Source organism: Micromonospora sp. PTRAS2 (assembly GCF_054052245.1).
On sequence record NZ_JBSWBU010000009.1, the window covers coordinates 109,279 to 135,464 of the forward strand.

Below are 26,186 nucleotides of genomic sequence, written 5' to 3' on the forward strand. Positions count from 1 at the left end.
TGCAGTGAAGAAACCACGATCGATCGCGGCGCGTCAACGACGGAAACAAAATCCGCGTGCCTTGCCCCACTTTGGCAGCATACGAACACATGGTGCGTGCCCGTTCGAAACCTGGTCGTAATCTTCGAGCGTTGACACTGGAGCAACCGTTTGCATTAATTGGCGGCACCCACGTGACCGCAGCCACACCGGACGAAAGGGCCGCCGTGCCAGTCACCATCAGGGACGTCGCGCGGGCCTCCGGCGTGCACATCTCGACGGTATCCCGCACGTTCTCCGCGCCGCACCTGGTCAACCCGGAAACCCGGGTCCGGGTGCTGGCCTGCGCGGAGGACCTGGGCTACCGGCCCAACCGCGCCGCGCGGGCCCTGATCACCGGCCGCACCCACAACATCGGCCTGATCATCGCCGACATCGCCAACCCGTTCTTCCCGCCACTGATCAAGGCGGCGGAGGGGCAGGCCCGGCACCGCGACTACCACATCTTCGTCGCGGACACCAACGAGGACCCGATGGCCGAGGAGGAGCTGGTCCACGCCCTGGCCAAGCAGGTCGACGGGGTGCTGCTGTGCAGCCCCCGGATGAGCAACAGCCTCATCGAGCAGCTCAGCCGCGAGGTCCCGCTGGTGGTGATAAACCGCCAGGTGACCGGCCTGCCCTGCGTGGTGATGGACGTTGGTCAGGGCGCCCGCTCGGCGATCGAGCACCTCGCCGGCCTCGGCCACACCGCGATCGGCCTGCTCAGCGGGCCGCGCGGCTCGTGGACCAGCCGGGAGATCCGGCGGGCGGCCGCCGCCGCGGCCCGGGCCGGCGGTGCCGAGCTGACCGTCCTCGGGCCCAACCCGCCCACCGAGCACGGCGGCCTCGCGCTGGCCGAACACGTCCAGCGCAGCGGCGTCACCGCCGTGCTCGCCTACAACGACCTGATGGCGATCGGGCTGATCGAGGGCCTCGACGCCCTCGGCGTCCGGGTGCCACAGGACGTCAGCGTCGTCGGCATCGACGACATCGCCCTGAGCCGGCTCACCCGGCCCAAGTTGACGACGGTGGCCACGCCTACCGCGGCCGCCGGCCGGACGGCCGTCGACATGCTGCTGCAACAGGACACCGACGCGCCGCGGGGACCGCGGGGCGCCGGCAGGGGCACGGCAGTCGGCGCCCGTCGCACCACCGCACAGGTAATGCTCCAGACCGAGTTGGTCATCCGCGACTCCACCGGACCCGCTGCAGGGACCGGTAGCCCCGGTGCCGTCCGTGTCGGCCCGGATCCGCATCGCCCTGCGGACCCGGGCCGCCCGAGGGCGGCCACCGGTGGCGCTGTCGCCTCCTAACGCCAAGGAGTGAGCGCACATGCACCCCGCCACGCCCCCCACCGCCGGCGCACCCGCCGGGCGTTCCCACCGTACTCCCCGCCGTCGGCTGCTGCGCGGGCTCGTCGCCCTCGCCGTGGCCGCGCCGTTGGTCCTCGGCGCCGCCGCCTGCGGTGACGACGACTCCGCCGGCGACGACGGCAAGGTCAAGCTCTCCATCTTCTGGTGGGGCGGCGAGGCCCGCGCCAAGCTGACCGAGGACGCCCTCGCCCTCTACACCAAGAAGAACCCGAACGTCACGTTCGAGAAGACCTGGCAGGCCAACCAGGGCTACTTCGACAAGCTGGCCACCCTCACCGCCGGCGGCAACCCGCCGGACATCTTCCAGATCGACGACAACTACCTCGCCGAGTACGCGGCCCGCAACACCACGCTCGACCTGACCAGCTACTCCGACTCCGGCAAGCTCGACGTGTCGAAGTTCCCCAAGAGCCTCTGGCAGTACGGCGTGGTCGACGGCAAGCTCGCCGGCCTGGCCGCGGGCGAGAACACCCAGGGCCTGGTCTACAACAAGACCCTGCTCACCAAGAACGGCCTCCCGGAGCCGACCACCGGCATGACCTGGGAGGAGCACATCGCCTGGGCCGAGCAGGTGGCGAAGAAGACCAAGATCCCCGGCACCATGGACCCCAGCGCCGACTACAAGGCGTTCTGGGTGTGGCTGCGCCAGCAGGGCAAGGACATGTACAAGGGCACGGAGCTCGGCTTCACCGTCGAGGACGTCACCAAGTGGTTCGAGCTGTGGAAGGGCGCCCGCGACCGGGGCGCGACCCCGACCCCGGACGTGATCCACGAGGGCAACGCCACCGACATCACCAAGCAGCTCGTGGTCACCGGCAAGGCCGGCACCTCCTGGGTCTGGGTCAACCAGATGCCGGAGCTGAAGAAGAACACCAAGGACGAGCTGGGCGTGGTCGCCTACCCGGGTGACCCGAGCGCCCAGTGGGCCCGCGCCTCCATGTACTGGTCGGTGTTCAAGGGCAGCAAGCACAAGGACATCGCCGTCGACGTGCTCAACTTCCTCGCCAACGACCCGGAGGCCGTCAAGATCCTCGGCACCGACCGAGGGCTGCCGTCCAACCTGGACCTGCGCCGCGTCGTCAGCGACGACACCACCGACCCCGCGATGAAGCAGTCGATCGCGGTGGAGACCGAGCTGGCCCAGAAGTTCGGCCAGTCGCCGCAGGTGCCGATCAAGGGCCACAGCAAGGTCCGCGCCGAGCTGATCAAGGCGGCCGAGGAGGCGCAGTACGGCCGGCTCGCCCCGGCCGCCGCCGCGGCCCTGTTCATGGACGCCTGCAAGTCCGCCATCGCCTGAACCGCCGCACACGCTCGGAAAGGAGCCGGCTCGTGGCCCTGACCACGGTGCCCGACCCGACCCGACGCGGCACCGGATCCGCCCGCGCCCACGCCCCCCACGGCGTGGCCGGGCGGATCCGGCAAAGCGAAGGTCTCGCGGGGTACGTCTTCCTCTCGCCCTGGCTCATCGGACTGATGGCCATCACGGCGATTCCCATGCTCTTGTCCCTCTACCTCAGCTTCACCAACTACGACATCCTCACCCCCTTCTCGGAGGTCGAGTGGGTGGGCTTCGCCAACTACGAGCGGATGTTCACCAGCGATCCCTCGTACTGGCACGCGGTGCGCGTCACCCTGACCTTCGCCCTGGTGGCGGTGCCGCTGAAGCTGGCCGCCGCGCTCGGCGTGGCGCTGCTGCTCAACCGGGCCTGGCGCGGGGTCGGGCTGTTCCGCAGCCTGTTCTACCTGCCGTCGCTGCTCGGCGGCAGCGTCGCGCTGGCCATCGTCTGGGTCAACATGTTCAACCGCGACGGCGCGTTCAACTCGATGCTGGCCCTGTTCGGCATCGAGGGCAAGCCCTGGGTCAACGACCCCGACTGGGCGCTGGAGACGCTGATGGTGCTCGCCATCTGGCAGTTCGGCGCGCCCATGGTGATCTTCCTGGCCGGGCTCAAGCAGGTGCCGACCGAGCTGTACGAGGCCGCGTCCGTGGACGGGGCCGGCAGGTGGCGGCAGTTCCGCGCCGTCACCCTGCCGATGCTCTCCCCGGTCATCTTCTTCAACCTGGTGCTGGAGACCATCAACGGCTTCCAGGGCTTCACCGCGGCCTTCGTGCTCAGCAACGGCACCGGCGGCCCGGTCGACTCCACCCTGATGTACACGCTGAACCTCTACATCAAGGGCTTCACCGACCTGGAGATGGGCTACGCCTCGGCGATGGCCTGGGTCTTCCTGATCGCCATCGGCGTCATCACGGCGGTCTTCTTCAGCACCGGACGGTTCTGGGTGCACTACTCCGACGGGGAGGACCGGTGACGACGGCTACCGCAGAAGCGCCGGTGACCGGGCCGCGCCGCCCGCGCGCCGGACGGGGGCAGGCCGTCCGCCTGCTCGTCCTGATCGCGATCGTGGTGGTCGTGCTCTACCCGCTGTTCTGGATGATCGGCACCTCGGTCAAGAGCCAGGAGGAGATCGTCAGCAACATCGGCCTGCTGCCGAAGGAGTTCACCCCCGGCAACTACGTCGACGGGTGGACCAACTTCGACCTCAGCTTCGGCCGCTTCTTCCTCAACAGCGCGATGGTCAGCCTGCTGACCGTCGTCGGCAACGCGGTCTCCTGCCTGCTCGCCGCGTACGCCTTCGCCCGCCTGCGGTTCCGGCTGCGCGGGATGTGGTTCGCGATCATGATCGGCACCCTGCTCCTGCCGGGGCACGTGCTGATCGTGCCGCAGTACATCCTGTTCCGCAGCCTCGGGCTGGTCGGCGGCGAATGGCCGTACCTGCCGCTGCTGATCCCGCAGTTCCTGGCGACCGAGGCGTTCTTCGTCTTCCTGATGGTGCAGTTCATGCGGGGCATCCCGCGTGAGCTGGACGAGGCCGCGAAGATCGACGGGGCCAGCGCGTTCGGCATCTTCCGGCACGTCATCCTGCCGCTGAGCCGCCCCGCGCTGGTCACCACCGCGATCTTCTCGTTCATCTGGACGTGGAACGACTTCTTCCGGCAGCTGGTCTTCCTGTCCAGCCTGGAGGACTACACGGTGCCGGTGGCGCTGACCCTGTTCATCGACTCGACCAGCCAGAGCGCGGTCGGCCCGATGTTCGCCATGTCGGTGCTGTCCCTGCTGCCGGTGTTCCTGTTCTTCCTGGCCTTCCAGCGGATGCTCGTCGAGGGCATCAACACCAGCGGCCTCAAGGGATGAACGCCGTGCCGCAGGACGTGCCGGCCCGCCGGGACTGGCGGGACGTGCTCCGCGACGCCGCCGACCTGGCCCTGGTCGGGTTCGGGCTGGTGGTGGGCGCGCTGCCGGTGGTCACCGCCGGCGCCGCGCTCGCCACCGCCAGCGCCGCCGTGCACGACCGGATCACCGACGGCGGCTGGCCCGACGCACGGACCACGCTGCGCCGGTACGTGCGGGGGTTGCCGGCCGGCGTGCCGGTCACCCTCGCCGTGCTGGCCGGCGCGGTCCTGCTCGGGGCGGACCTGGCCGCGCTGGCCACCGGCCGGGTTCCCGGCGGGGCGCCCGCGTTGCTGGTCACCGGCGTCGTCACGGCGGCCCTGGCCGGATACGCCGGTCTCGTCGTCGTCGAGGTCGGGCGGGCCGGCGGGCGGGGGTGGCGGGCCGCGGCCCGCGCCGCCGCCCGCGCCTGCCTGGCCCGCCCGGGCGGCTGGGCGGCGGCCAGCGGCGTGTGCTGTGTGGCCGGTGTCCTGACCGCGCTGGTCATCCCGGTCGCGCTGCCGATCCTCGCCGGGTACGCTCTGGCCGCCCTGCACGCGGTCGCCCGCCGCCCCGCCGTCGCCGTGGAGCCCTCGTGACCGACCAGCACCCCCGCCCCCGCACCGACGACGCGGGCCCCGGCAGCCCCGACGACCCCCGGCTGCGCGTCGGCGGCGTCGAGGTGGCCCGCTACGTGCTCGCCCCCGACCTCGACGCCACGCACGGCCCCCGCCCCTACCTGCACCCGGTGCGGACGCTGGGCGGGACGGTGGTGACCGACGAGCTGCCGGCCGACCACGTCTGGCACCTCGGGGCGTCCCTGGCCGTGCAGGACGTCGCCGGCACCAACCTGTGGGGCGGGCGCACCTACGTGCGCGACGCCGGCTACACCTGGCGCGACGACCACGGCCGGATCGTCCACACCGGATGGGACGAACGCGCCGACGACGCGCTCGCCCACCGGCTCCAGTGGCGCGACCCGGCCGGCGCGGTGCTGCTCACCGAACGCCGCCGCCTCGCCGCCGCCCCGGTGCCCGGCCACCCCGACGCCTGGCGGCTGGACCTGCGGTACGCCCTGACCGCCCCCGCCGACCGGGACGTCCCCCTCGGCAGCCCCGCCACCAACGGCCGCCCCGGCGGCACCGGCTACGGCGGGTTCTTCTGGCGGGCGGTCGCCGCCGAGCCGCCGCACGCCTTCACCGCCTCCGCCGACGGGGAGGAGCACGTCAACGGCAGCGCCGAGCCGTGGGTCGCGCTGACCGGCACCGGGCCGGGCGGCGGCGCGTACACTCTGGTCTTCACGGGCCTGGGGCCCGGCGACCGGTGGTTCGTGCGCACGGCGATGTACCCGGGGGTCTGCGTGGCGTTCGCCTTCGAGACCCCGGCCGTGGTGCCGGCCGGCGGCAGCCGGCACGGCCGGCACGGCGTCGTCGTGGCCGACGGGGTCCTCGACCGCGACGCGGCCGCCGCCCTGGCCGCCACCGAAGCGGCGGTACGGGCGTGACGGGCGGGCCCGGCCCCGAGGTGGTCACCGTCGGCGAGACCATGGTGGTCATGTCGCCGACCGACGCCGCGCCGCTGGAGCGTGCCGACCGGCTCCGGCTCGGCGTCGGCGGCGCGGAGTCCAACCTGGCCATCGGCCTGGCCGGGCTCGGCCACCGGGTGGCCTGGGTCAGCCGGGTCGGCGACGACCCGTTCGGGCGGATGGTGCTGCGCGAGGTCGCCGGCGGGGGCGTCGACGTCGCCTCGGTCGCGCTCGACGCGCACGCGCCGACCGGCGTCTACTTCAAGGACCCCCGGCCGGAGGCCACCGGCGTGCACTACTACCGGGCCGGCTCGGCCGCGTCCCGGCTCGGCCCCGGGGCGCTGGACGACCCGCGCCTGGCCGGCGCGCGGCTGCTGCACCTGTCCGGCATCACCCCGGTGCTGTCGGAGTCCTGCCGTGCCCTCGTGGCGCACGCGGTCGACGACCGGCCGCTGCGCGGCGCGCTGGTCAGCTTCGACGTCAACCACCGGCCCCGGCTCTGGCCCGCCGACCGGGCCGCCGACGTGCTGCGCGACCTCGCCGACCGGGCCGACATCGTCCTCGTCGGGTTGGACGAGGCCGAGCGGCTGTGGGGGACCGCCGACCCGCAGGCGGTACGCCGGCTGCTGCCCCGCCCCGCGACGGTGGTCGTCAAGGACGGGGCCGTCGGCGCGACGGCGCTGCCGCGCACCGGGCCGGCGGTGTTCGTGCCGGCGCTGCGCGCGCCGGTGGTGGAACCGGTCGGGGCGGGGGACGCCTTCGCCGCCGGCTACCTCTCCGCCGTGCTGCGCGGGCTGGACCACGCCGCTGCGCTGCGTTGCGGCCACGTCGTCGCGGTCCGGGCCCTCGCGGTGCCCGGCGACTGCGCGCCCCCGCCCCGGCGGCGGGACCTCGACGGGGTCGTGGCCCTGACCGCCGACGGGTGGGCGGCGCTCGACCCGGTGGGGGCCGGCCTGCTCGACGGCCTGGCCGGCGCATCTGCCGACGGATCTGCCGGCGGCGACGGCCCGGCCGGCGACTTGGCCGGCGGGGGCGGGCCGGCGGACGGCTTGGCCGGCGGCGACGATCTGGCCGGCGACTTGGCCGACGGCGGCGGGACGGCCGTCGCCGACGACGGGGGCGCACACGTGGGGACCGGCGCGGCCGGCCCCGGAAACGGAAGGGGCAGCCGGTGACGGCGCACGACTTCGCACCGATCTTCGCTGGCGCACGGGTCATGGTGATCCTCCGCGACCTGCCGCCGCAGGAGACGGTCCGGCTCGCCAACCGGGCCTGGGACCTCGGCATCGACGTGGTGGAGGTGCCGGTACGCACCCCCGAGGCGGTGACCGCGCTGCGCGCGGCCGTGGAGGCGGGGCGGGAGCGGGACCGGATCGTCGGGGCGGGCACCGTGTTCACCCCGGCGCAGGTCCGGCAGTCCGCGTCGGCCGGCGCGGCGTTCACCGTCGCGCCCGGGCTCGACCTCGCGGTGGCCGACGTGGCCCTGACCTACGGGATCCCGCACCTGCCCGGCGTGGCCACCCCGACCGAGGCGCAGCGCGCCCGCGACCACGGCTTGACCTGGCTCAAGGCGTTCCCGGCGGTGAGCCTCGGGCCGCAGTGGTTCAAGGCCGTCGCCGGGCCGCTGCCCGAGCTGCGCTTCGTCGCCACCGGCGGCATCGACGCCGGCAACGCTGCCGACTTCCTGGCGGCCGGCGTCAAGGTGGTGGCGGTCGGGTCGGCCCTGTCCGATCCCGCCCAGATCGACCGCCTCGCGGAGCTGGCCCGGGGCGACCGGGCAGCCTGACCGACCGGCGTGGCGTGCGGCGGCCCTCGGCGGCGGCCCTTGGCCGAGGCGGCCACCCTGACCGGGCGGGGCGGGCCGTGATGGCGGGCGGAGGCGGGTTGATGACGGGCGGGGCCGGGTTGATCGACTCCATGCCGGCGACATTGCGGTATCCCGGCGAGTTGATCGCGCGTTGTCGCCGACATGGCGGCCGGGCCTGCGCCCCGCCCCGGGCGCGGCGGGCCGGCCTGAGCCCTGCCCGGGGCACGGCGGGCCGGGGCGGGTCAGGCCGGGGCCGGGCCGGTGCTGTCCCGGCGGACCAGCTCCGCCGGCAGGGTCTCGACGCGAGGGCTCCCGCTGGTCGGGTCGAGGGCGAGGGCCATCGCCCGCACCCCCATCTCGACCAGGGGCAGCCGCACCGTGGTCAGCGTGGGGGTGACGTCGGCGGCGATCGGCATGTCGTCGAAGCCGAGGACGGAGACGTCCTCGGGCACCCGAACGCCGCGCGCCCGCAGCAGGGCGAGCGCGCCGACGGCCATCGAGTCGTTCAGCGCCACGATCGCGGTGGGCGCGGGGCTGGTGTCCAGCAGCTCGGCCGTGGCCCGGGCCCCGCCGTCGCGGTCGAAGTCGGCGTACCGGATGCGTTCGTCGGGCAGTTCGACGCCCTGCTCGGCGAGCGCCCGCCGCAGCCCGGTCAGCCGGTCGGTGATGGTGGTGAGCACCCGGGGGCCGGCGACCACGCCGACGCGCCGGTGCCCGAGGCGCAGCAGCTCCCGGCCGATCAGCTCGCCACCGGTCGCGTTGGCCGGCATCACCGCGTCGCCGAAGTGGTCGTGCCGGCCGATCACCGCGACCCGACCGCCCGTCGCCTCGTACGCGGCGAGCTTCTCGTTGAGCATCGTGGTGAACGCGGCGTCGTGGTAGCCGGACCCGGCGAGCACGATCGCGGCCACCTGCTGGCCGCGCAGCAGCTCCACGTACTCCAGCTCGCGGACGGGGTCGCGGTAGCTGTTGCAGATGATCAGCAGGCGGCCCCGTTCGGTGGCGACCCGTTGCAGGCCCCGGGTCACCTCGGCGAAGTACGGGTCGGAGACGTCGTGGACGACGACGCCGACCACGCTGCGCTGCGGCCGGGCCAGCAGTTGGGCGTGCGCGTTCGGCACGTACCGCAGGTCGGCGACGGCGCGTAGCACGCGTTCGCGCAGCTCGTCGGCGACCGGCTTGCTGCTGCCGTTGATCACCCGTGACGCCGTGGCGGGGGAGACCCCCGCCCGCCGCGCGACATCGGCCAGCGTCGCCATCCGCCGCCCCTCATGGTCCGCCCGCGCGGCCGGACCCCGCGCGGTCGCGGACAGGTTACCGCAGTCGCAACGGAAAGCCCTTGCCCTGCGGGGCGGCGGCCCCCTACGCTCCCAGGAAAGCGCTTGCCTGGCGCGACGGCCGTCCCTGCCCGCCGGGCGGGTGCCGGCCGCCCGAAGAGAGGGAAGAGAATCATGAGCCGTAGGCCGATAGGGATCATCGTCAATGGCGTCACCGGCCGGATGGGCTACCGCCAGCACCTCGTCCGTTCGCTGCTCGCCATCCGCGAGGAGGGCGGGGTGCCGCTGGCCGACGGCACCCGCATCTGGCCCGAGCTGATCCTGGTGGGGCGCAACGAGAGCCGGCTGCGCGACATCGCCGAGCGGCACGGGCTCACCGACTGGACGACCGACCTCACCGCCGCGCTCGCCCGCGCCGACGTCGACATCTACTTCGACGCCCAGCTCACCCAGCAGCGGGAGAAGGCCGTCCGCCAGGCCATCGACGCCGGCAAGCACATCTACACCGAGAAGCCCCTGGCCGAGGACAGCGCCGCCGCCGTCGAGCTGGCCCGCGCCGCCGACGCCGCCGGCATCCGCACCGGCGTGGTGCAGGACAAGCTGTTCCTGCCCGGCCTGCGCAAGCTTAAGCGCCTCATCGACGGCGGCTTCTTCGGCCGCATCCTCTCCGTGCGCGGCGAGTTCGGCTACTGGGTCTTCGAGGGCGACTGGCAGCCCGCCCAGCGCCCGTCCTGGAACTACCGCGCCGAGGACGGCGGCGGCATCGTGATGGACATGTTCCCGCACTGGCACTACGTGCTGGAGGAGCTGTTCGCCCCGGTCCGCGCCGTCACCTGCGTCAACGCCACGCACATCCCGCGCCGCGTCGACGAGGCCGGCCGCGCCTACCCGGCCACCGCCGACGACGCCGCGTACGGCATCTTCGAGCTCGAAGGCGGGATCATCGCCCAGCTCAACTCGTCGTGGGCCGTCCGGGTGCACCGCGACGAGCTGGTCGAGTTCCAGGTCGACGGGACCGAGGGCAGCGCCGTCGCCGGCCTGCGCAACTGCCGCGTGCAGCACCGCTCGGTCACCCCGAAGCCAGTGTGGAACCCGGACCTGCCCTCCGGGGAGAGCTTCCGGTCCCAGTGGAGCGAGGTGCCGGACAACGACGAGTTCGACAACGGCTTCAAGGTGCAGTGGGAGGCGTTCCTGCGGCACGTGGTGGCCGGCGAGCCGTTCCCGTGGGACTTCATGGCCGGCGCGCGCGGCGTGCAACTCGCCGAGCTGGGCCTGCGCTCCGCCCGCGAGCACCGCCGCCTCGAGATCCCGGAGCTGGGCCGATGAGCGGCGACATCGTCCTGCCCGACGGCACCCGGCACCGGCTCACCGGCAGCGGCGGCTTTCCCCGCCCCGCCGCCCCGGCGACCTCCCGCATCGCGTACGCCGCCGCGCACGTGGTGGCCGACCCGCGCGCCGAGAACGTCCCTGGCGCCCCGGCCGCCGTCGACTGGGACCGCACCCTCGCCTTCCGGCGCCACCTGTGGTCGTACGGGCTCGGGGTCGCCGAGGCCATGGACACCGCGCAGCGCGGCATGGGCCTGGACTACCCGGCGACCCGCGAGCTGATCCGGCGCAGCGCCGCCGAGGCCCGCGCCGCCGGCGGCCGGATCGTCGCCGGGGTCGCCACCGACCAGCTCCCCGTCGGCCCGGCCAGCATCGCGCAGATCCGCGACGCCTACGCCGAGCAGCTCGCCGAGGTGCTCTCCGCCGGGGCCCGGCCGGTGCTGATGTGCAGCCGGCACCTCGCCGCCGCCGCCCGCGGCCCCGAGGACTACCAGCAGGTGTACGCCCACCTGCTGGCCGCCTCCGACCAGCCGGTCGTGCTGCACTGGCTCGGCGACATGTTCGACCCGGCGCTGACCGGCTACTGGGGCTCGGCCGACCTGGACCTCGCCGCCGACGCCGTGCTGGACCTGATCAAGGACCACGCCGAGAAGGTCGACGGGATCAAGGTGTCCCTGCTCGACGCCGACCGGGAGGTCGCCCTGCGCCGCCGGCTGCCCGCCGGGGTGCGCCTCTACACCGGCGACGACTTCCACTATCCGGAGCTGATCCGGGGCGACGAGGCGGGCCACTCCGACGCGCTGCTCGGGGTGTTCGCCGCCATCGCGCCGGCCGCCGCCGCCGCGCTGGCCGCCCTCGACGCCGGCGACCTCACGACGTACGACGAGGTCTTCGCCCCGACCGTGCCGCTGGCCCGGCACCTCTTCGCGGCCCCGACCTGGCACTACAAGACCGGCATCGTGTTCCTGGCCTGGCTGACCGGCCACCAGGACCACTTCACCATGGTCGGCGGCCAGCAGGCGGGCCGGTCGCCGGCCCACCTGGCCCGGCTGCTCGTCCTGGCCGACGCGGCCGGGCTGCTGCCCGACGCCGAGCTGGCCGCCGCGCGGGCCCGGGCCTACTTCACGGTCGCCGGGGTGCCCCAGTGACCGCCGTGGACGGGCCGGCGCTGGCCACGCCGGGCGGGCCGGCGACGCGCACGGCCGGCGGGCCGGCAGCGACCGCCGTCGGCGGCTCGGCGGGCGACCGGTTCGGCGGCCGGCTGGCCCGGTTCTCGTTCAACCAGGCCACCGCCACCGGCTGGGGCCTGGAGGAACTGGTCGCCGGCTGCGTGGCCGCCGGGGTGCCGGGCGTCGGGCTCTGGCGGGAGCCGGTGCAGGAGTACGGCGTCGAGCGGGCGGCGCGGCTGGTCCGCGAGGCGGGGCTGGCCGTCACCTCGCTGTGCCGGGGCGGGTTCTTCACCGCCGACGGCTGGCGCGACGAGAACCTGCGGGCGATCGAGGAGGCCGCCGCCCTCGGCACCCGCGAGCTGGTGCTGGTCTCCGGGGGCCTGCCGGCCGGCAGCCGCGACGTCGACGCCGCCCGCGAACGGGTCGCCGACGCGATCGGCGAGCTGGTGCCGCACGCCGAGGCGGCCGGGGTGCGGCTGGCCATCGAGCCGCTGCACCCGATGTTCTGCGCCGACCGGTGCGTGATCTCCACCCTCGGCCAGGCCCTCGACATCGCCGAGCGGTACGACCCGGGCGCGGTCGGGGTGGTGGTCGACACGTACCACCTGTGGTGGGACGACACCGTGTTCCGGCAGATCGCCCGCGCGGGGGACCGGATCGCCGCGTTCCAGGTGGCGGACTGGGTGACCCCGCTGCCGGAGGGCGTGCTGCTGGGCCGGGCGCTGCCCGGCGAGGGCTGCGTCGACATGCGCCGGTTCCGCGACGCGGTCGACGCGGCCGGCTACCGAGGGGCGATCGAGGTGGAGGTCTTCCACGCCGACCTCTGGGCCCGCCCCGGCCCGGAGATCCTCGCCGCCGCGATCACGGCCCACCTCACCCACGTGGCCTGACCAGCCGCACGCCCCGAGCCGGGCCCGGCTCGGGGCGTGCGGCGGGGCCGGAGCACCATGGGCGGTGGTGCGACGGGCAGGGGAGGCGGCCATGGTGCGGTGGAGCTGGTTCCGGGAGGCCGCCGGGCGGGTCCGGCAGGGCTGGCTGCCGGTGGTGGAGGGGACGGTAGCGGCCACGGTGGCCTGGGTGCTGGCCACCCGGCTGGTCGGGCACCCGCAGCCCTTCTTCGCCCCGGCCGCCGCGCTGATCGTCCTCGGGCAGGCCCGGGGGCAGCGGATGCGCCGGGCGGTGGAGGTGGTGCTCGGCGTCGCCGCCGGGGTGCTCGTCGCCGACGTCGTGGTGCAGGCCCTCGGGCCGCGCACCAGCTGGACGGTCTTCACGGTCATCCTGCTCACCATCGTGCTGGCTGTGGCGGTCGGTGCGAGCAGCGTCTCCGTGGTGCAGGCCGCTGTCTCCGCGCTCTATCTCGTGGTGGTCGCCCCGCCGACGGAGTCGCTGATCCCGTTCCGGTTCGTCGACGCGCTGATCGGCGGGGCGGTGGCCCTCGTGGCCAGCCAGCTCGTCGACGCCCGCCGCCCGCTCGCCCCGCTGGTCGCCGAGTTCCGGCAGACCTTCGAGGACCTCGCCGGGCTGTTGCGCGAGGTCGCCGACGCCCTCGACGGCCGCGACGAGCAGGCCGCCCTGGCCGCCCTGGACCGGGCGCGGGGCATGGACGCCGCCGTGGAGCGGCTGCGCGACGCCGTGCTCGCCGCCGGGGAGGCGCTGACCCTGCACGTACGCCGCCGCCGGCACCTGGGCCGGCTGCGTACCGTCGACGCGTCCATCGGGCAGATCGACTACGCCGTGCGTAACGTGCGGGTGCTGGCCCGGGCCGGGGTGACCCTCACCCGGCTGGCGACCCCCGTGCCGGCCGACCTCGGCGGGGCGGTCCGCTGCCTCGCCGACGCCGTGCAGGCGGCCGGGGAGGCGTTCGCCGCCGACCTCGACGGTCGCGATGCCGCCGCCGACGAGCACGCCGGCCGCGCCGAGACCGCCGCGCTGGACGCGGTCCGGGGCGCCGGGCGGCTCTTCGCCTCCGGCCAGCCGCTGCCGCTGGCGATGATCGTGGGTCAGGTGCGGGCCACCGCGATCGACCTGCTGCGCGGGGTCGGCGTGGACGACGACGCCGCCGTTCTCGGCCGGGTCGACGAGGCCCTCGGCCTGCCGGCCGTGTGACCCCGGCACCCGCCGCCTTCCGGTAGGGGGCCGGTCCGGATGACGGTAAGGGGCGGGGGTCATGATCGGTGCTGTCGCGCCAGGGTGTCCAATGGGCGGTCGACGCCCGTAGAACCGAGAGGAACTCGCCGTGAGCAGCACCGACGCACCGCCCGCCGAGCCGGAGGCCGGTCGGGCCGGCGCGCAACGGGCGGTACTGTCCGCCCGCAACGGCGTGGCGGCCGTGTTCGCCCTGAACGGGCTCGCGATCGCCACCTGGTTCGCCCGGGTGCCGGCGGCCCGGGAGGCGCTGGACCTCAGCGCCGGAGGGCTCGGCCTGCTGCTGCTGTCGATGTCGGTGGGCTCGCTGCTGGCCATGCCGACCGCCGGGCTGGTGGCCCAGCGCCTCGGCACCGCCCGCGCGGTGCTCCTCGGCACCGCGCTGGTCTCGGGCGGGTTGGCCGTCGCCGGCACGTCCGCCGGAGCCGCCGGGTTCCTGCCCGGGGCCGCCGTCGGCCTGTTCGCCTTCGGCTACGGCGCCGGCACCTGCGACGTGGCGATGAACATCGAGGGTACGACGGTCGAGCGGCGGCTGGGGCGTACCATCCTGCCCCGGTTCCACGCGGCCTGGAGCCTCGGGTCGGTGGCCGGGGCGGGGATCGGCGCCGGTGCCGCGCGGGTCGGGGTGCCCATCGCCGCGCACCTGAGCGTCCTCGCGGTGGTGGTGATGGTCGGCACGCTGCTCGGGGTCCGGACGTTCCTCCCCAGCGCCAGCACCGCACCGGCCGGCGGGGAGAGAGCCGCCGCCTCGGCCCGGCGCGCGTCGCTGCTCGCCGCCTGGCGGGAGCCGCGCACGCTGCTCATCGGCCTGCTGGTGCTGGTGATGGCGTTCACCGAGGGCAGCGCCAACGACTGGCTGGCCGTGGCCTTCGTCGATGGGTACGGGCTCAGCGAGGCGGCCGGCGCCGCCGTGTTCGGGGTGTTCGTGGTCGGCATGACCATCGGGCGTACCGCCGGAACGGTGGCGATCGACCGCTGGGGTCGGGTGCCGGTGCTGTTCGGCACCATCCTGCTCGCCGTCGTGGGTGCCGGTCTCGCGGTGCTGGCCGGCGGCGGGCCGGTGGCCATCGTCGGCGTCGCACTGTGGGGGCTGGGCGCGTCGCTCGGCTTCCCAGTGGGGCTCAGCGCCGCCGCCGACCAGGAGGACGGGGCGCCGGCCCGGGTCAGCGTCGTCGGGGTGATCGGCTACACGGCCTTCCTCGGCGGCCCGCCGCTACTCGGCCTGCTCGGCGATCACGTGGGCACCCTGCGGGCGCTGCTGTTGGTGCCGCTGCTCCTGGTGCCCGCCCTCGCCCTGGTCCCGGTGCTCCGGCCGCCGGCCGACACGCGCCACCGCCCGGCCTAGCCCCGACCCACGGGGCGACGTCCCGTGCCGACCGTCGACCCCCACTCCCGACCGCCGGCCACGGGCCCCGCCCACCGCCCACCGCCGGTCACGGGATCGGCCGTCGGAGCCGCTCGCTCCTCAGCCGCCCTCATTACGCAAGGTGACTCGCCGGCCGTCGTCGCTGCCGGAAGTCACCCACCCGTCGGGGCGCTTTGCTCTGCACCCACATACGCAGTGCTCGCGCAGCGTGACCGCGTCGGTGCGTCGCCGTTCATTCGTGATCTCCTATTCGGCCAGCTCGACCCAGATGCTGCGTCGGTGGGTGCAGAGCAAAGGGCCGAATGTGAGTGGGAGGGGCGATACTGGTGGTGACGGAGGGGTAGGCGGGTGCACGGGCGAGCGCGCCGGTGTGCGGCGGTTGCGCAGAGTGGTCAGTCGGTGGCGGGCTTCGGGTCGCGGTGGCGGTCCGGGTCGCGGTGGCGGTCCGGGCGCAGCCAGACGCGCAGCGGACCGACCCGCCGGAAACCCGCCTCCTCGGCCGGCGGCAGGCCGCCGCCGGATTCGTAGCCGACCAGCGGCCGGCCCGGGCAGGCGGCCACGACGCCGCGCCACACCCCGGCGAGATCCCCGTCGGCGGCGAAGACGTTGGAGACCCCGACCGCCGGGCCGCAGTCGGTGAGCACGGCGCCTGCGGTGACCGCGCCGTCGCCCGCGCGCCGGGCGAGGATCGTCACCCGCGGGTCGGCCAGCAGCGCCGGCCGGCGTAGGGCCTTGCTGCCGGCTGCGGCGGACCAGGCGGCCAGCCCCCGCGCCGACGTGACCGGAGCCAGCGCCGTCGGGCCCGCCCCAGGCGGCGCGACGAGCGGCGCGACGAGCGGCGTGCCGGGCGGCGTGAGGGGCGACGCGACGAGCGGCGTCGCGGGCGGCCCGGCGGGCGGGCGGTGGATCCACTCGGCCGCGAAGAGCACCCGGAAGCCGTGCGGGGCGAGATCCAGGTCGGCGAAGCTGTCCTTCACCGACGCGCCGGGCCCGGCGTCGATCCGGGCCAGCAGTCGGGCGGCGTCCACGCCCGGGCGCAGCGTCACCGCGTCCGGATACCACGGTGGGGAACGGCGGGGCACCGTCCAGGCGTCCGTGTCGCGCGCCCCCACGAGGCCGTGGGCCCGGCCGACCAGGTCGCACCAGTCGGCGTTGTCCCGCGCCGCCACCGCCCGCCACGCCACCACGGGGCGAGTGTACGGGGAGGCCCGGGCGGGGTCAGCTTCCTCTCATCCCGCGTCCAGCAGGCTGCCAGGCGGGGATGGTCCACTGGAGCGTACGCCGAGGAGAGGAGCCGGGCATGGGCTGGTTCAGCCGCCGCCGACCCGCCGCCGACGGAACTCCGACGAAGCTCGACCGCGAGGCGACGCCGGACGACCTCGCCGCCCTGGAGGCGTTCGTCCGCAGCCGCCGGGGGGTGGAGTTCTATCTGGAACCGGAGACCACCGCGACCGACACCACGGTGATGGCGATCGCCCACGACGGCGAGTGGATCCGTCGGCGGACCGGGTCGCCGCGGGCCGCCGCGAAGATCGCCCAACGGCACGCCGTGCCGTTGTACGAGGCCGCGCGCACCGGATACCCGGAGCGCATGCGGGCCTGGAACCGGGCGCACCCGGAGCGCCGGGCGCACTGACCCGCCGGGCCGGCGCACTGACCCGCGTCGGCGCGCACCGGCCCGCCGCGCGGCGTCGCTCAGCGCACGTGCGCGGCGATGGCGCGCGCGCAGTCGAGCGACTCGGTGCGGCCGGTGTCGACCTCGACGTCGTAGCGGACGCCCTCGTGCACGGTCTCGGCCTGCGTCGCCGCCATCCCGATCACCCGGTCGCCCCGGGCGATCTCCCGGCCCGCCGCGACGGCCGGGGCGCACCGCACCCCGGCCCACAGCACCTCGAGACCGGTCAGGTAGCCGCGGAGGCGCTCCTGGGACGCGCCGCCACCGAGGAAGACCTCGTCCAGGACGATCCGCGCCCCGGCGCCCGCCATCGCGGCGATGCCGACCAGCCAGGCGTGCTGCACGGCGAGGAAGTCCTCCCCGACGTCGACCTCGCCCCGCCGGCCGAAGCTCAGCCCGGCGGGGGAACCCAGCATGGCCGGCGGCAGCCGGTCGATCAGGTCGTCCACGCCGAAACTGATCCACGGGTGCGGCAGGACGCGCTGGAGGCACCGGACGATCGCGGACTTGCCCGAGCTGGAGCCGCCGTTGAGCACGATGACCTGCGTCGCCACCTGATCGGTTTCCCTTCGGGCAATTCCCGTCTCGCGCGAGCGGGTGATGATCGGAATCAGCCTAACCAATCCGCGGGTCGGTCGGCGGGAAAGGACGCGCGAAGCGACCCGGAGCCATCGGCGTACGACAATTGCTTGTGCCGCATCCGATTCCTTGAGCCATTGTCGTCACTCGATGTCGAGCGGGGTGGGAGTGGCCGGGAGCCCGGCGTTGACCGGCGGCGGTCGGGTGTGGCAGCATTCGCGGCCTGACGGCAGTGAAGGAAGCCGGTGCGATTCCGGCGCGGTCCCGCCACTGTCACCGGGGAGCGATCCCCCCTCGTGAGTCACGGCCGTGTGTCTGCGGTTGGAAGGCCGGGGGAGAGCGTCGATCCGGGAGCCAGGATACTTCGGCCGTCGGAGCGACCCCAGGGCGTGGACACCCGAGGAGGACCCGATGACGCACGGCGTCTCGCACATCGACGACCATCGTCGCCGCCTGCTGGCGCGCGGCAGCCTGCCCGCGCCCCGTCGCCGCACCTGAGCCCGCGCACCGCGCCATGCTGCGCGCCCGGCGCCCCGGCCGTCGCCGGTGAACCGGCCGCAGGCCCGCCGTACCCGCTGAACCCGCGCCCCTGCCTGCCCGCCGGCGGCCCACCCGCCGCCCGGTGCGTCACTCTCCGGAGCCTTCCGTGCGCATCCTGCTGCTGTCTACCGCCGACACCGACCTGCTCGCCGCCCGGGCCAGTGGCGCCGGCTACCGGCTGGCCAACCCCGCCCGGGTCGCCGCCGACGCCGTGCCGGCGCTGCTCGACGGCGTCGACCTCGCCGTCGTACGGCTGCTCGGCGGCCGGCAGGCGTGGCCGGACGGCCTCGCGGCCGTGCTCGGCTCCGGGGTGCCGACGGTCGTCCTCGGCGGCGAGGCGGTCCCCGACGCCGAGCTGATGGCCGCGTCCACCGTGGCCTCCGGGGTGGCCACCGACGCCCTGGCGTACCTGGTCGAGGGCGGGCCGGGCAACCTCGCCGAGCTGGCCCGGTTCCTCTCCGACACGGTGCTGCTCACCGGCGAGGGCTTCGCCCCGCCCGCGCCCACCCCCGGGCACGGCGTCCACGGCGACCGCCCCCACAAGCCCGAGCGGCCGACCGTCGGGATCGTCTTCTACCGGGCGCACGCCCTGGCGGGGAACACCGCCTTCGTCGACGCCCTCGCCGACGCGGTCGACGCCGCCGGGGCGAACCCCCTGCCGATCTTCTGCGGCTCGCTGCGCGGGCTCGCCCCCGGCGACGGGCCGCTGGAGCTGTTCGCCCGCTGCGACGCCCTCGTCGTCACCGTGCTCGCCGCCGGCGGGACCGTGGCCGCCGACGCCTCCGGCGGGGGCGACGACGACGCCTGGGACGTCGGCGCGCTCGCCGCCCTCGACGTGCCGATCGTGCAGGCGCTCTGCCTCACCAGCACCCGCGAGCAGTGGGCCGGCAGCGACGCCGGTCTGTCCCCACTGGACGCCGCCATGCAGGTGGCCATCCCCGAGTTCGACGGCCGGATCGTCACCGTGCCGTTCTCGTTCAAGCGGATCGACGCCGACGGGCTGTCGGTCTACGAGCCCGACCCCGAGCGGGCCGCCCGGGTCGCCGGGATCGCCACGCGTCAGGCCCGGCTGCGGCACGTGCCCAACGCCGACAAGCGGCTGGCGATCGTGCTCAGCTCCTACCCGACGAAGCACTCCCGGGTCGGCAACGCCGTCGGCCTGGACACCCCCGCCTCGGCGGTGCGGCTGCTCGCCGCGCTGGCCGCCGCCGGCTACCACCTCGGGGACCGGCCGGTGCCCGACGACGGGGACACGCTCATCCACGCCCTGATCGCCGCCGGCGGCCACGACGTGGAGTGGCTCACCCCCGAGCAGCTCGCCGACGCCGACGCCCGGGTGCCGCAGGCAAGCTACCGGCGTTGGTTCGACGCGGTCCCGGCCGGGCTGCGCGACCGGATCCGCGAGCACTGGGGCGAGCCGCCCGGCGAGCTGTACGTCGACGACGGCCACGTCGTGCTCGCCGGCCTGCGGCTGGGCAACGTGCTGCTGGCGATCCAGCCGCCGCGCGGCTTCGGCGAGAACCCGATCGCCATCTACCACGATCCCGACCTGCCGCCCAGCCACCACTACCTCGCCGCGTACCGCTGGCTGGCCGCGCCGGAGGCCGACGGCGGGTTCGGCGCGGACGCCGTGGTGCACCTCGGCAAGCACGGCACGCTGGAGTGGCTGCCCGGCAAGGGCCTCGGCCTGGCCGCCGACTGCGCCCCCGACGCCGTCCTCGGCGACCTGCCGCTGGTGTACCCGTTCATCGTCAACGACCCCGGCGAGGGCACCCAGGCCAAGCGCCGCGCCCACGCCGTCGTCGTCGACCACCTCGTTCCGCCGATGGCCCGCGCCGAGACGTACGGCGACCTGGCGAAACTCGAACAGCTCCTCGACGAGTACGCCACCGTGCAGGCCCTCGACCCGGCGAAGGTGCCGACGGTGCGGGCGCAGATCTGGGACCTGGTGCGCGCCGCCGAGCTGCACCACGACCTGCACACCGCCGACATGCCCGCCGCCGACGACTTCGACGACTTCGTGCTGCACCTCGACGGGTACCTGTGCGAGGTCAAGGACGTGCAGATCCGCGACGGCCTGCACGTCCTCGGCGGCGCGCCCACCGGCGACGCCCGGGTCAACCTGGTCCTCGCCGTGCTGCGCGCCCCCCAGGTGTGGGGCGGGGTGCGCGCCCTGCCCGGCCTGCGCCAGGCGCTCGCCGCCGCGTACGGCCTCGACGAGGCCGCTCTGCTCGCCGAGCCGGGACGGCGCATCGCCGTGCCGAAGGAGCTGACCGCCGTGGCCGACGGCCCCGCCGGCACCGCCGCCGACGCCGTCGACCTGATCGAGGGCCTGGCCCGCCGTCTCGTCGTCGCCATGGAGACCCTCGGCTGGGCCGCCGCCGAGGCCAGCACCACCACCGACGCCGCCGCCAGCACCGACGCCAGCACCGCCGCCGACGCCATCGCCGACCGTGTCGATGCCGTCGTCGCGGAGGTCGCCGGCCGGGCGATCCCCGACGCCGCCGACGTGCTGCGCTTCGCCGCCCGCGAGGTGGTGCCCCGGCTGGCGCGGACCACCGACGAGGTCGACCGGGTGCTCGGCGCGCTCGACGGCCGGTTCGTGCCGCCCGGCCCGTCCGGCTCGCCCACCCGGGGCCTGGTCAACGTGCTGCCCACCGGGCGCAACTTCTACTCCGTCGACCCGAAGGCCATCCCCAGCCGCAACGCCTGGGACGTCGGCGTGGCCCTCGCGGACTCGCTGCTGGCCCGGCACCTCGCCGACACCGGCGCCTATCCCCGCTCGGTGGGGCTCACCGTCTGGGGCACCAGCGCCATGCGCACCCAGGGCGACGACGTCGCCGAGGTGCTCGCCCTGCTCGGCTGCCGCCCCACCTGGGACGACCGGTCCCGCCGGGTCACCGGCGTCGAGGTGGTGCCGCTCGCCGAGCTGGGCCGGCCCCGCGTCGACGTCACCGTCCGCATCTCCGGGTTCTTCCGCGACGCGTTCCCGCACGTCGTCGCGCTGATCGACGACGCGGTGCGCCGGGTCGCCGCCCTCGCCGAGCCGGCCGAGCAGAACTACGTCGCCGCGCACGTCGCCGCCGACCTCGCCGAGCACGGCGACGAGCGCCGGGCCACCGCCCGCGTCTTCGGCTCCAAACCGGGGGCGTACGGGGCGGGGCTGTTGCCGCTGATCGACGCCCGCAACTGGCGCAGCGACGCCGACCTCGCCGAGGTGTACGCCGTCTGGGGCGGCTACGCGTACGGCCCCGGCCTGGACGGGCGGGAGGCCCGCGCCGACATGGAACGCTCCTTCGCCCGCATCGCCGTGGCGGTGAAGAACCAGGACACCCGCGAGCACGACATCGTCGACTCCGACGACTACTTCCAGTACCACGGCGGGATGGTGGCGATGGTGCGCCACCTCACCGGCGTCGCCCCCGCCGCGTACGTGGGGGACTCGGCGATGCCGCACGACGTGCGCACCCGCACCCTCGGCGAGGAGACCCGGCGGGTGTTCCGGGCCCGGGTGGTGAACCCGAAGTGGATCGCCGCGATGCGCCGGCACGGCTACAAGGGCGCGTTCGAGCTGGCCGCCACCGTGGACTACCTGTTCGGCTACGACGCCACCGCCGGCGTCGTGGACGACTGGATGTACGAGCGTCTCGCCGCCGAGTACGTCTTCGACGACACCACCCGGGCGTTCCTGGAGCAGTCCAACCCGTGGGCGCTGCGCGGCATCACCGAGCGGCTCCTGGAGGCCGCCGACCGGGGGATGTGGGCCGCCCCGGAGCCGGCCACCCTCGACCGGCTCCGCGAGACGTACCTGGCCAGCGAGGGCGACCTGGAGGACCGGCAATGAGTGTGTTCCCCTTCTCCGCCGTGCTCGGCATGGCCGACATGCGTCTCGCGCTGCTGCTCAACGCCGTCAGCCCGGCCATCGGCGGGGTCCTCGTGCGGGGCGAGAAGGGCACCGCGAAGTCCACCGCCGTGCGGGCCCTGGCCGCCCTGCTGCCGCCCGTCGATCAGGTCGCCGGTTGCCGGTTCGCCTGCGACCCGGCGGCACCGGACCCGTCCTGCCCCGACGGCCCGCACCCGGCAACCGTGGAGGGCCCGCACCCGGCCGCCCCCGATGGCCCATCCCCGGTGGAGGCGGCGGACCCGGGCCGCGCGGCCGCGCCCGTCGAGCGTCGCCCGGCCCGCCTGGTCGAGCTGCCCGTCGGCGCCGCCGAGGACCGGGTGGTCGGCTCGCTGGACCTGGAGCGGGCCCTCGCCGAGGGGGTACGCGCCTTCGAGCCCGGCCTGCTCGCCGCCGCCCACCGGGGCGTGCTCTATGTCGACGAGGTCAACCTGCTGCACGACCACCTCGTCGACCTGCTCCTCGACGCCGCCGCGATGGGCCGCAACCACGTCGAGCGGGAGGGCGTGTCGGTCAGCCACGCGTCCCGGTTCCTGCTGGTGGGCACGATGAACCCGGAGGAGGGCGAGCTGCGCCCGCAGCTGCTGGACCGGTTCGGGCTGACCGTGGAGGTGGCCGCCAGCCGCGACCCGGCCGTGCGGGTGGAGGTGGTGCGCCGCCGGCTCGCCGCCGACGCCGACCCGGCCGGGTTCGCCGCCCGCTGGGCCGACGCCGACGCCCAGGTGGCCCGGCGGGTCGCCGCCGCCCGGGACCGGCTCGGCCGGGTGCGGCTGCCCGACGCCGCGCTGCGCCAGATCGCCGAGGTGTGCGCCGCGTTCGACGTGGACGGGATGCGCGCCGACATCGTCACCGCCCGCGCCGCGATGGCGCACGCCGCCTGGCAGGACCGGACGGTGGTGACCGCCGAGGACGTCCGGGTCGCCGCCCGGCTCGCCCTGCCGCACCGCCGCCGCCGCGACCCGTTCGACGCCCCGGGGCTGGACGAGGACCGCCTCGACGAGGCGTTGCGGCGGGCCGCCGACGCGCACCCCGACGACGACCCGCCCGCCACCGACGGCGACGGCGACGGCCCGGGCGACGGCGGCGGCCCCGGCGGCCCGGATGGCGGCGGCCCCGGCGGCGGCGGTCCCGACGGGAGTGGCCCGGACGGCGGTGGCCCGGCGGGCGGCGGCGACCCCGGAAACGGTACGGCGGGTGGCGGCTCGGCGAGCGGCCGGCACGACGGCGACGGCTCCGGCGACGGCACTGCCGGGTCGACCGCCGACACCAGGGATCCGGGAGAGCCCGGGGACCAGCCCGCAGCCCGGCGCGGGGACCAGCCCGGCGGCCGGCCCGACGACCGGCCCGCCGATCAGCCGGTCGACCGGCCCGGGGAGCAGGGCGGCGGCGGGCGGCAGCGGGTGGCCGTACCCCAGCGGGGGTTGACGGCCCGGCTGCTCACCGCGCCCGGCGTCGGCGACGGGGTGCCCGGCCGGCGGTCGCGGGCCCGCACCGGCCGGGGCCGCACCACCGGGGCGCGGACCCCGCGCGCCGGCCGGCCCGGCCCGCTGCACCTGCCGGCGACGATCCGCGCCGCCGCCTGGCGTCAGGCGGCCCGGGGCCGGGCGAGCGGGCCGCTGCGGTTGCGCCCGGCCGACCTGCGCGAGGCGGTCCGCGAGGGGCGCGAGGGCAACCTCGTGCTGTTCGTCGTCGACGCCAGCGGCTCGATGGGCGCGCGCGAGCGGATGTCCGCCGTGAAGGGCGCCGTGCTGGCCCTGCTCACCGACGCCTACCAGCGGCGGGACAAGGTGGCCGTGGTCGCGTTCCGGGGCGTCGGCGCGCGGACCCTGCTGCCGGCGACGTCGTCGGTGCTGGCCGCGTCCGCCCGCCTCGCCGACCTGCCCACCGGCGGGCGCACCCCGCTCGCGGAGGGCCTCGCCGCCGCCGCCGAGCTGCTGCGGGTGGAGCGGCTGCGCGACCCGAAGCGGCGTCCCCTGGTGCTGGTGCTCACCGACGGCCGGGCCACCGCCGGGCCCCACCCGCTGGACCGGGCCGACCGCGCGGCGGCGGTGCTCGCCGCCACCGGCGCCCCGTGCGTCGTCGTCGACTGCGAGTCCGGCCCGGTCCGCCTGCACCTGGCCCGCCGCCTGGCCACCCACCTCAACGCCCGACACCACCCCCTCACGGCCCTCACGCACGGCGATCTTGCACTTCGGGCCCGGACGAAAGGGGCGAACCAGGTGCAGGCGGGGGCCGCAACTGCAAGATCGCGGAGAGTCGGCAGGACGAGCCAGCAGGACAGGAGTGTGCGCTGATGCCGCAGGGTAGGCCGGAACGGGTGCCCGCCGACGGGCTGACCACGCGGCAGCGGCGGCACCGGCCGCTGCTGATCGTCCACACCGGGCAGATGAAGGGCAAGTCGACCGCCGCGTTCGGGCTGGCGCTGCGCGCCTGGACCGCCGGGCTGCCGATCGGGGTGTTCCAGTTCGTCAAAAGCGCCAAGTGGCGGGTGGGCGAGGAGAACGCCTTCCGCGCCCTCGGCGAGGTGCACGGGCGCACCGGCCAGGGCGCCCCCGTGACCTGGCACAAAATGGGCGAGGGCTGGTCGTGGATCCGGCGCGGCGGCGAGGCCGACCACGCCGCCGACGCGCTGGAGGGCTGGCGGCAGATCCAACGCGACCTCGCCGCGCAGCGCTACGGCCTGTACGTGCTCGACGAGTTCACGTACCCGATGAAGTGGGGCTGGGTCGACGTCGACGAGGTCGTGGCGACCCTGGCCGACCGGCCCGGCTTCCAGCATGTCGTGATCACCGGCCGCGACGCCGACCCGCGCCTGGTCGCCGCCGCCGACCTGGTCGCCGAGCTGACCAAGGTCAAGCACCCGATGGACGCCGGCCAGAAGGGCCAGAAGGGCATCGAATGGTGAGCACCGGGTGGGCGCTGCCCCGGGTGGTGGTCGCCGCCCCGGCCAGCGGCCACGGCAAGACGACCGTGGCGACCGGCCTGCTCGGCGCGCTGCGCCGCCGCGGCCTGACCGTCAGCCCGCACAAGGTGGGCCCCGACTACATCGACCCCGGCTACCACGGTCTCGCCGCCGGCCGGCCGGGCCGCAACCTCGACCCGTGGCTGGTCGGGCCGGAGCGCGTCGCGCCGCTGCTGCGCCACGGCGCGAGCGTCCCCACGCCCGCCGACGTCGCCGTGATCGAGGGGGTGATGGGCCTGCACGACGGCGCGGTCGGCCGCCGGGGGTACGCCTCCACGGCCCACGTCGCCACCCTCGTCGACGCCCCCGTGCTGCTGGTGCTCGACACCACCGCCCAGGGCCGCTCCGCCGCCGCCCTGGTGCTGGGCATGCGCGCGTTCGACGAGCGGGTCCGCGTCGGCGGGGTCATCCTCAACCGGGTCGGCTCGCCCCGGCACGAGACGCTGCTGCGCGACGCCCTCGCCGAGGTGGGGGTGCCGGTGCTCGGGGCGGTCAGCCGGTCCGTGGAGGTCGCCGCCCCGTCGCGCCACCTGGGTCTCGTGCCGGTCGCCGAGCGGGCGCCGGAGTCCCTGGCGGTCGTGGCCGCCCTCGCCGACCTGGTCGCCGCCACCGTCGACCTCGACGCGGTGCTCGACCTGGCCCGCAGCGCCCCGCCGCTGACCGCCCCCGCCTGGGACCCGGTCGCCGCCGTCGACGGCCCGGCGAGCACCGGCGGACCGACGGTCGCGGTCGCCGCCGGGGCGGCCTTCACCTTCTCGTACGCCGAGACCGCCGAACTCCTCGCGGCGGCCGGGGCGACCGTGGCCCCGTTCGACCCGCTGCGCGACCCCGGCCTGCCGGCCGGCACCCGCGCGGTGGTGATCGGCGGCGGCTTCCCGGAGGCGCACGCCGACGCGCTCGCCGGCAACGCCGCGCTGCGCGCCGAGCTGGCCGCGTTCGACGGGCCCGTCGTCGCCGAGTGCGCCGGCCTGCTCTACCTGGGCCGCTCCCTCGACGGGGCGCCGATGTGCGGGCGGCTCGACCTGACCGCCCGGATGACCGGCCGGCTCACCCTCGGCTACCGGGAGGCGGTGGCCGCCGCCGACTCCCCGGTGACCCGGGCCGGCGAGCGGGTACGCGGCCACGAGTTCCACCGCACCGTCACCGACCCCGGCCACGGCGACACCCCGGCGTGGCGCTTCGACGGCGCGGCGCACGGCTTCGTCGACGGCCGGGTGCACGCCTCCTACCTGCACGTCCACTGGGCCGGCCAGCCGCACGCCGCCCGTCGCCTCGTGCAGGCGTGCCGGTGACCGCCCCGGCGGCGCGGCC

At 75.6% G+C, this 26,186-nt stretch carries 21 protein-coding genes and 1 riboswitch; of the genes, 18 read left to right on the plus strand and 3 right to left on the minus strand.

Features of this window, described 5'->3' with window-relative positions:
• Positions 1-206 precede the first annotated feature (206 nt).
• The 8 genes from ACVMYR_RS24920 to ACVMYR_RS24955 all read left to right on the plus strand — a co-directional run bounded on the left by ACVMYR_RS24920 (position 207) and on the right by ACVMYR_RS24955 (position 7,914).
• Positions 207-1,331: a LacI family DNA-binding transcriptional regulator gene (locus ACVMYR_RS24920; protein WP_077937788.1), complete on the plus strand. Its 1,125-nt coding sequence runs from the start codon at positions 207-209 to the stop codon at positions 1,329-1,331.
• 19 nt (positions 1,332-1,350) lie between these two features.
• Entirely contained in the window at positions 1,351-2,688 is a 1,338-nt protein-coding gene (locus ACVMYR_RS24925) for an ABC transporter substrate-binding protein (protein ID WP_077937789.1), read from the plus strand.
• A gap of 32 nt (positions 2,689-2,720) precedes the next feature.
• Positions 2,721-3,704 carry a carbohydrate ABC transporter permease gene (locus tag ACVMYR_RS24930; protein ID WP_043963403.1) on the plus strand — a complete coding sequence of 328 codons (984 nt, stop codon included), beginning with the start codon at positions 2,721-2,723 and terminating at the stop codon, positions 3,702-3,704.
• Between the two features lie 122 nt (positions 3,705-3,826).
• Positions 3,827-4,588, plus strand: a complete 762-nt coding sequence (locus ACVMYR_RS24935; RefSeq protein WP_228986886.1) for a carbohydrate ABC transporter permease — start codon at positions 3,827-3,829, stop codon at positions 4,586-4,588.
• 5 nt (positions 4,589-4,593) lie between these two features.
• Positions 4,594-5,202, plus strand: coding sequence for a hypothetical protein (locus ACVMYR_RS24940; RefSeq protein WP_457122904.1), 609 nt, complete (start codon positions 4,594-4,596; stop codon positions 5,200-5,202).
• Positions 5,199-6,107 carry a DUF6807 domain-containing protein gene (locus ACVMYR_RS24945; protein WP_457122905.1) on the plus strand — a complete coding sequence of 303 codons (909 nt, stop codon included), beginning with the start codon at positions 5,199-5,201 and terminating at the stop codon, positions 6,105-6,107. The genes ACVMYR_RS24940 and ACVMYR_RS24945 overlap by 4 nt, the downstream gene beginning before the upstream one ends.
• Positions 6,104-7,303: a sugar kinase gene (locus ACVMYR_RS24950; RefSeq protein ID WP_457122906.1), complete on the plus strand. Its 1,200-nt coding sequence runs from the start codon at positions 6,104-6,106 to the stop codon at positions 7,301-7,303. Before ACVMYR_RS24945 ends, ACVMYR_RS24950 begins: the two co-directional genes overlap by 4 nt.
• Positions 7,300-7,914, plus strand: a complete 615-nt coding sequence (locus tag ACVMYR_RS24955) for a bifunctional 4-hydroxy-2-oxoglutarate aldolase/2-dehydro-3-deoxy-phosphogluconate aldolase (protein ID WP_176734152.1) — start codon at positions 7,300-7,302, stop codon at positions 7,912-7,914. Before ACVMYR_RS24950 ends, ACVMYR_RS24955 begins: the two co-directional genes overlap by 4 nt.
• A gap of 263 nt (positions 7,915-8,177) precedes the next feature.
• Here ACVMYR_RS24955 and ACVMYR_RS24960 read toward each other — a convergent pair whose 3' ends face one another.
• The gene (locus tag ACVMYR_RS24960) at positions 8,178-9,194 is read right to left on the minus strand and encodes a LacI family DNA-binding transcriptional regulator (RefSeq protein WP_457122907.1); all 1,017 of its coding nucleotides are present in this window, start codon (positions 9,192-9,194) and stop codon (positions 8,178-8,180) included.
• Between the two features lie 192 nt (positions 9,195-9,386).
• On the opposite strand from ACVMYR_RS24960, the gene ACVMYR_RS24965 reads away from it, so the two are divergent.
• From ACVMYR_RS24965 to ACVMYR_RS24985, 5 genes are all read left to right on the plus strand, one after another.
• Positions 9,387-10,538: a Gfo/Idh/MocA family protein gene (locus tag ACVMYR_RS24965; RefSeq protein ID WP_396790670.1), complete on the plus strand. Its 1,152-nt coding sequence runs from the start codon at positions 9,387-9,389 to the stop codon at positions 10,536-10,538.
• Entirely contained in the window at positions 10,535-11,686 is a 1,152-nt protein-coding gene (locus ACVMYR_RS24970) for a dihydrodipicolinate synthase family protein (protein WP_457122908.1), read from the plus strand. The genes ACVMYR_RS24965 and ACVMYR_RS24970 overlap by 4 nt, the downstream gene beginning before the upstream one ends.
• A 113-nt stretch (positions 11,687-11,799) precedes the next feature.
• Positions 11,800-12,597, plus strand: coding sequence for a sugar phosphate isomerase/epimerase family protein (locus ACVMYR_RS24975; protein WP_457122955.1), 798 nt, complete (start codon positions 11,800-11,802; stop codon positions 12,595-12,597).
• A gap of 67 nt (positions 12,598-12,664) precedes the next feature.
• The gene (locus ACVMYR_RS24980; RefSeq protein WP_228986875.1) at positions 12,665-13,813 is read left to right on the plus strand and encodes an FUSC family protein; all 1,149 of its coding nucleotides are present in this window, start codon (positions 12,665-12,667) and stop codon (positions 13,811-13,813) included.
• Positions 13,814-13,943: 130 nt separating this feature from the next.
• Complete coding sequence (locus tag ACVMYR_RS24985; protein WP_077937798.1) at positions 13,944-15,197, plus strand: MFS transporter; 1,254 nt, start codon at positions 13,944-13,946, stop codon at positions 15,195-15,197.
• 413 nt (positions 15,198-15,610) lie between these two features.
• Here the strand turns inward: ACVMYR_RS24985 and ACVMYR_RS24990 are convergent, their stop codons facing one another.
• Positions 15,611-16,405: a hypothetical protein gene (locus tag ACVMYR_RS24990; RefSeq protein ID WP_457122909.1), complete on the minus strand. Its 795-nt coding sequence runs from the start codon at positions 16,403-16,405 to the stop codon at positions 15,611-15,613.
• 113 nt (positions 16,406-16,518) lie between these two features.
• On the opposite strand from ACVMYR_RS24990, the gene ACVMYR_RS24995 reads away from it, so the two are divergent.
• Positions 16,519-16,854: a hypothetical protein gene (locus tag ACVMYR_RS24995; RefSeq protein ID WP_043963412.1), complete on the plus strand. Its 336-nt coding sequence runs from the start codon at positions 16,519-16,521 to the stop codon at positions 16,852-16,854.
• A gap of 59 nt (positions 16,855-16,913) precedes the next feature.
• On the opposite strand, the gene cpt is transcribed toward ACVMYR_RS24995, so the two are convergent.
• On the minus strand, positions 16,914-17,447 hold the full coding sequence (cpt, locus tag ACVMYR_RS25000; protein ID WP_431897296.1) for a chloramphenicol phosphotransferase CPT: 534 nt from the start codon (positions 17,445-17,447) through the stop codon (positions 16,914-16,916).
• A gap of 260 nt (positions 17,448-17,707) precedes the next feature.
• Positions 17,708-17,837: riboswitch (cobalamin riboswitch) on the plus strand.
• A gap of 281 nt (positions 17,838-18,118) precedes the next feature.
• On the opposite strand from cpt, the gene cobN reads away from it, so the two are divergent.
• From cobN to ACVMYR_RS25020, 4 genes are read left to right on the plus strand one after another with little or no spacing between them, the layout of a single operon-like run.
• Positions 18,119-21,856 (plus strand): cobaltochelatase subunit CobN, encoded by a 3,738-nt coding sequence (gene cobN / locus ACVMYR_RS25005; RefSeq protein ID WP_457122910.1) that lies wholly within the window; start codon positions 18,119-18,121, stop codon positions 21,854-21,856.
• Complete coding sequence (locus tag ACVMYR_RS25010) at positions 21,853-24,207, plus strand: VWA domain-containing protein (protein ID WP_457122911.1); 2,355 nt, start codon at positions 21,853-21,855, stop codon at positions 24,205-24,207. The genes cobN and ACVMYR_RS25010 overlap by 4 nt, the downstream gene beginning before the upstream one ends.
• The gene (gene cobO / locus ACVMYR_RS25015) at positions 24,207-24,818 is read left to right on the plus strand and encodes a cob(I)yrinic acid a,c-diamide adenosyltransferase (protein WP_457122912.1); all 612 of its coding nucleotides are present in this window, start codon (positions 24,207-24,209) and stop codon (positions 24,816-24,818) included. The genes ACVMYR_RS25010 and cobO overlap by 1 nt, the downstream gene beginning before the upstream one ends.
• Positions 24,812-26,167: a cobyrinate a,c-diamide synthase gene (locus ACVMYR_RS25020; RefSeq protein WP_457122913.1), complete on the plus strand. Its 1,356-nt coding sequence runs from the start codon at positions 24,812-24,814 to the stop codon at positions 26,165-26,167. The genes cobO and ACVMYR_RS25020 overlap by 7 nt, the downstream gene beginning before the upstream one ends.
• Positions 26,168-26,186: the final 19 nt, after the last annotated feature.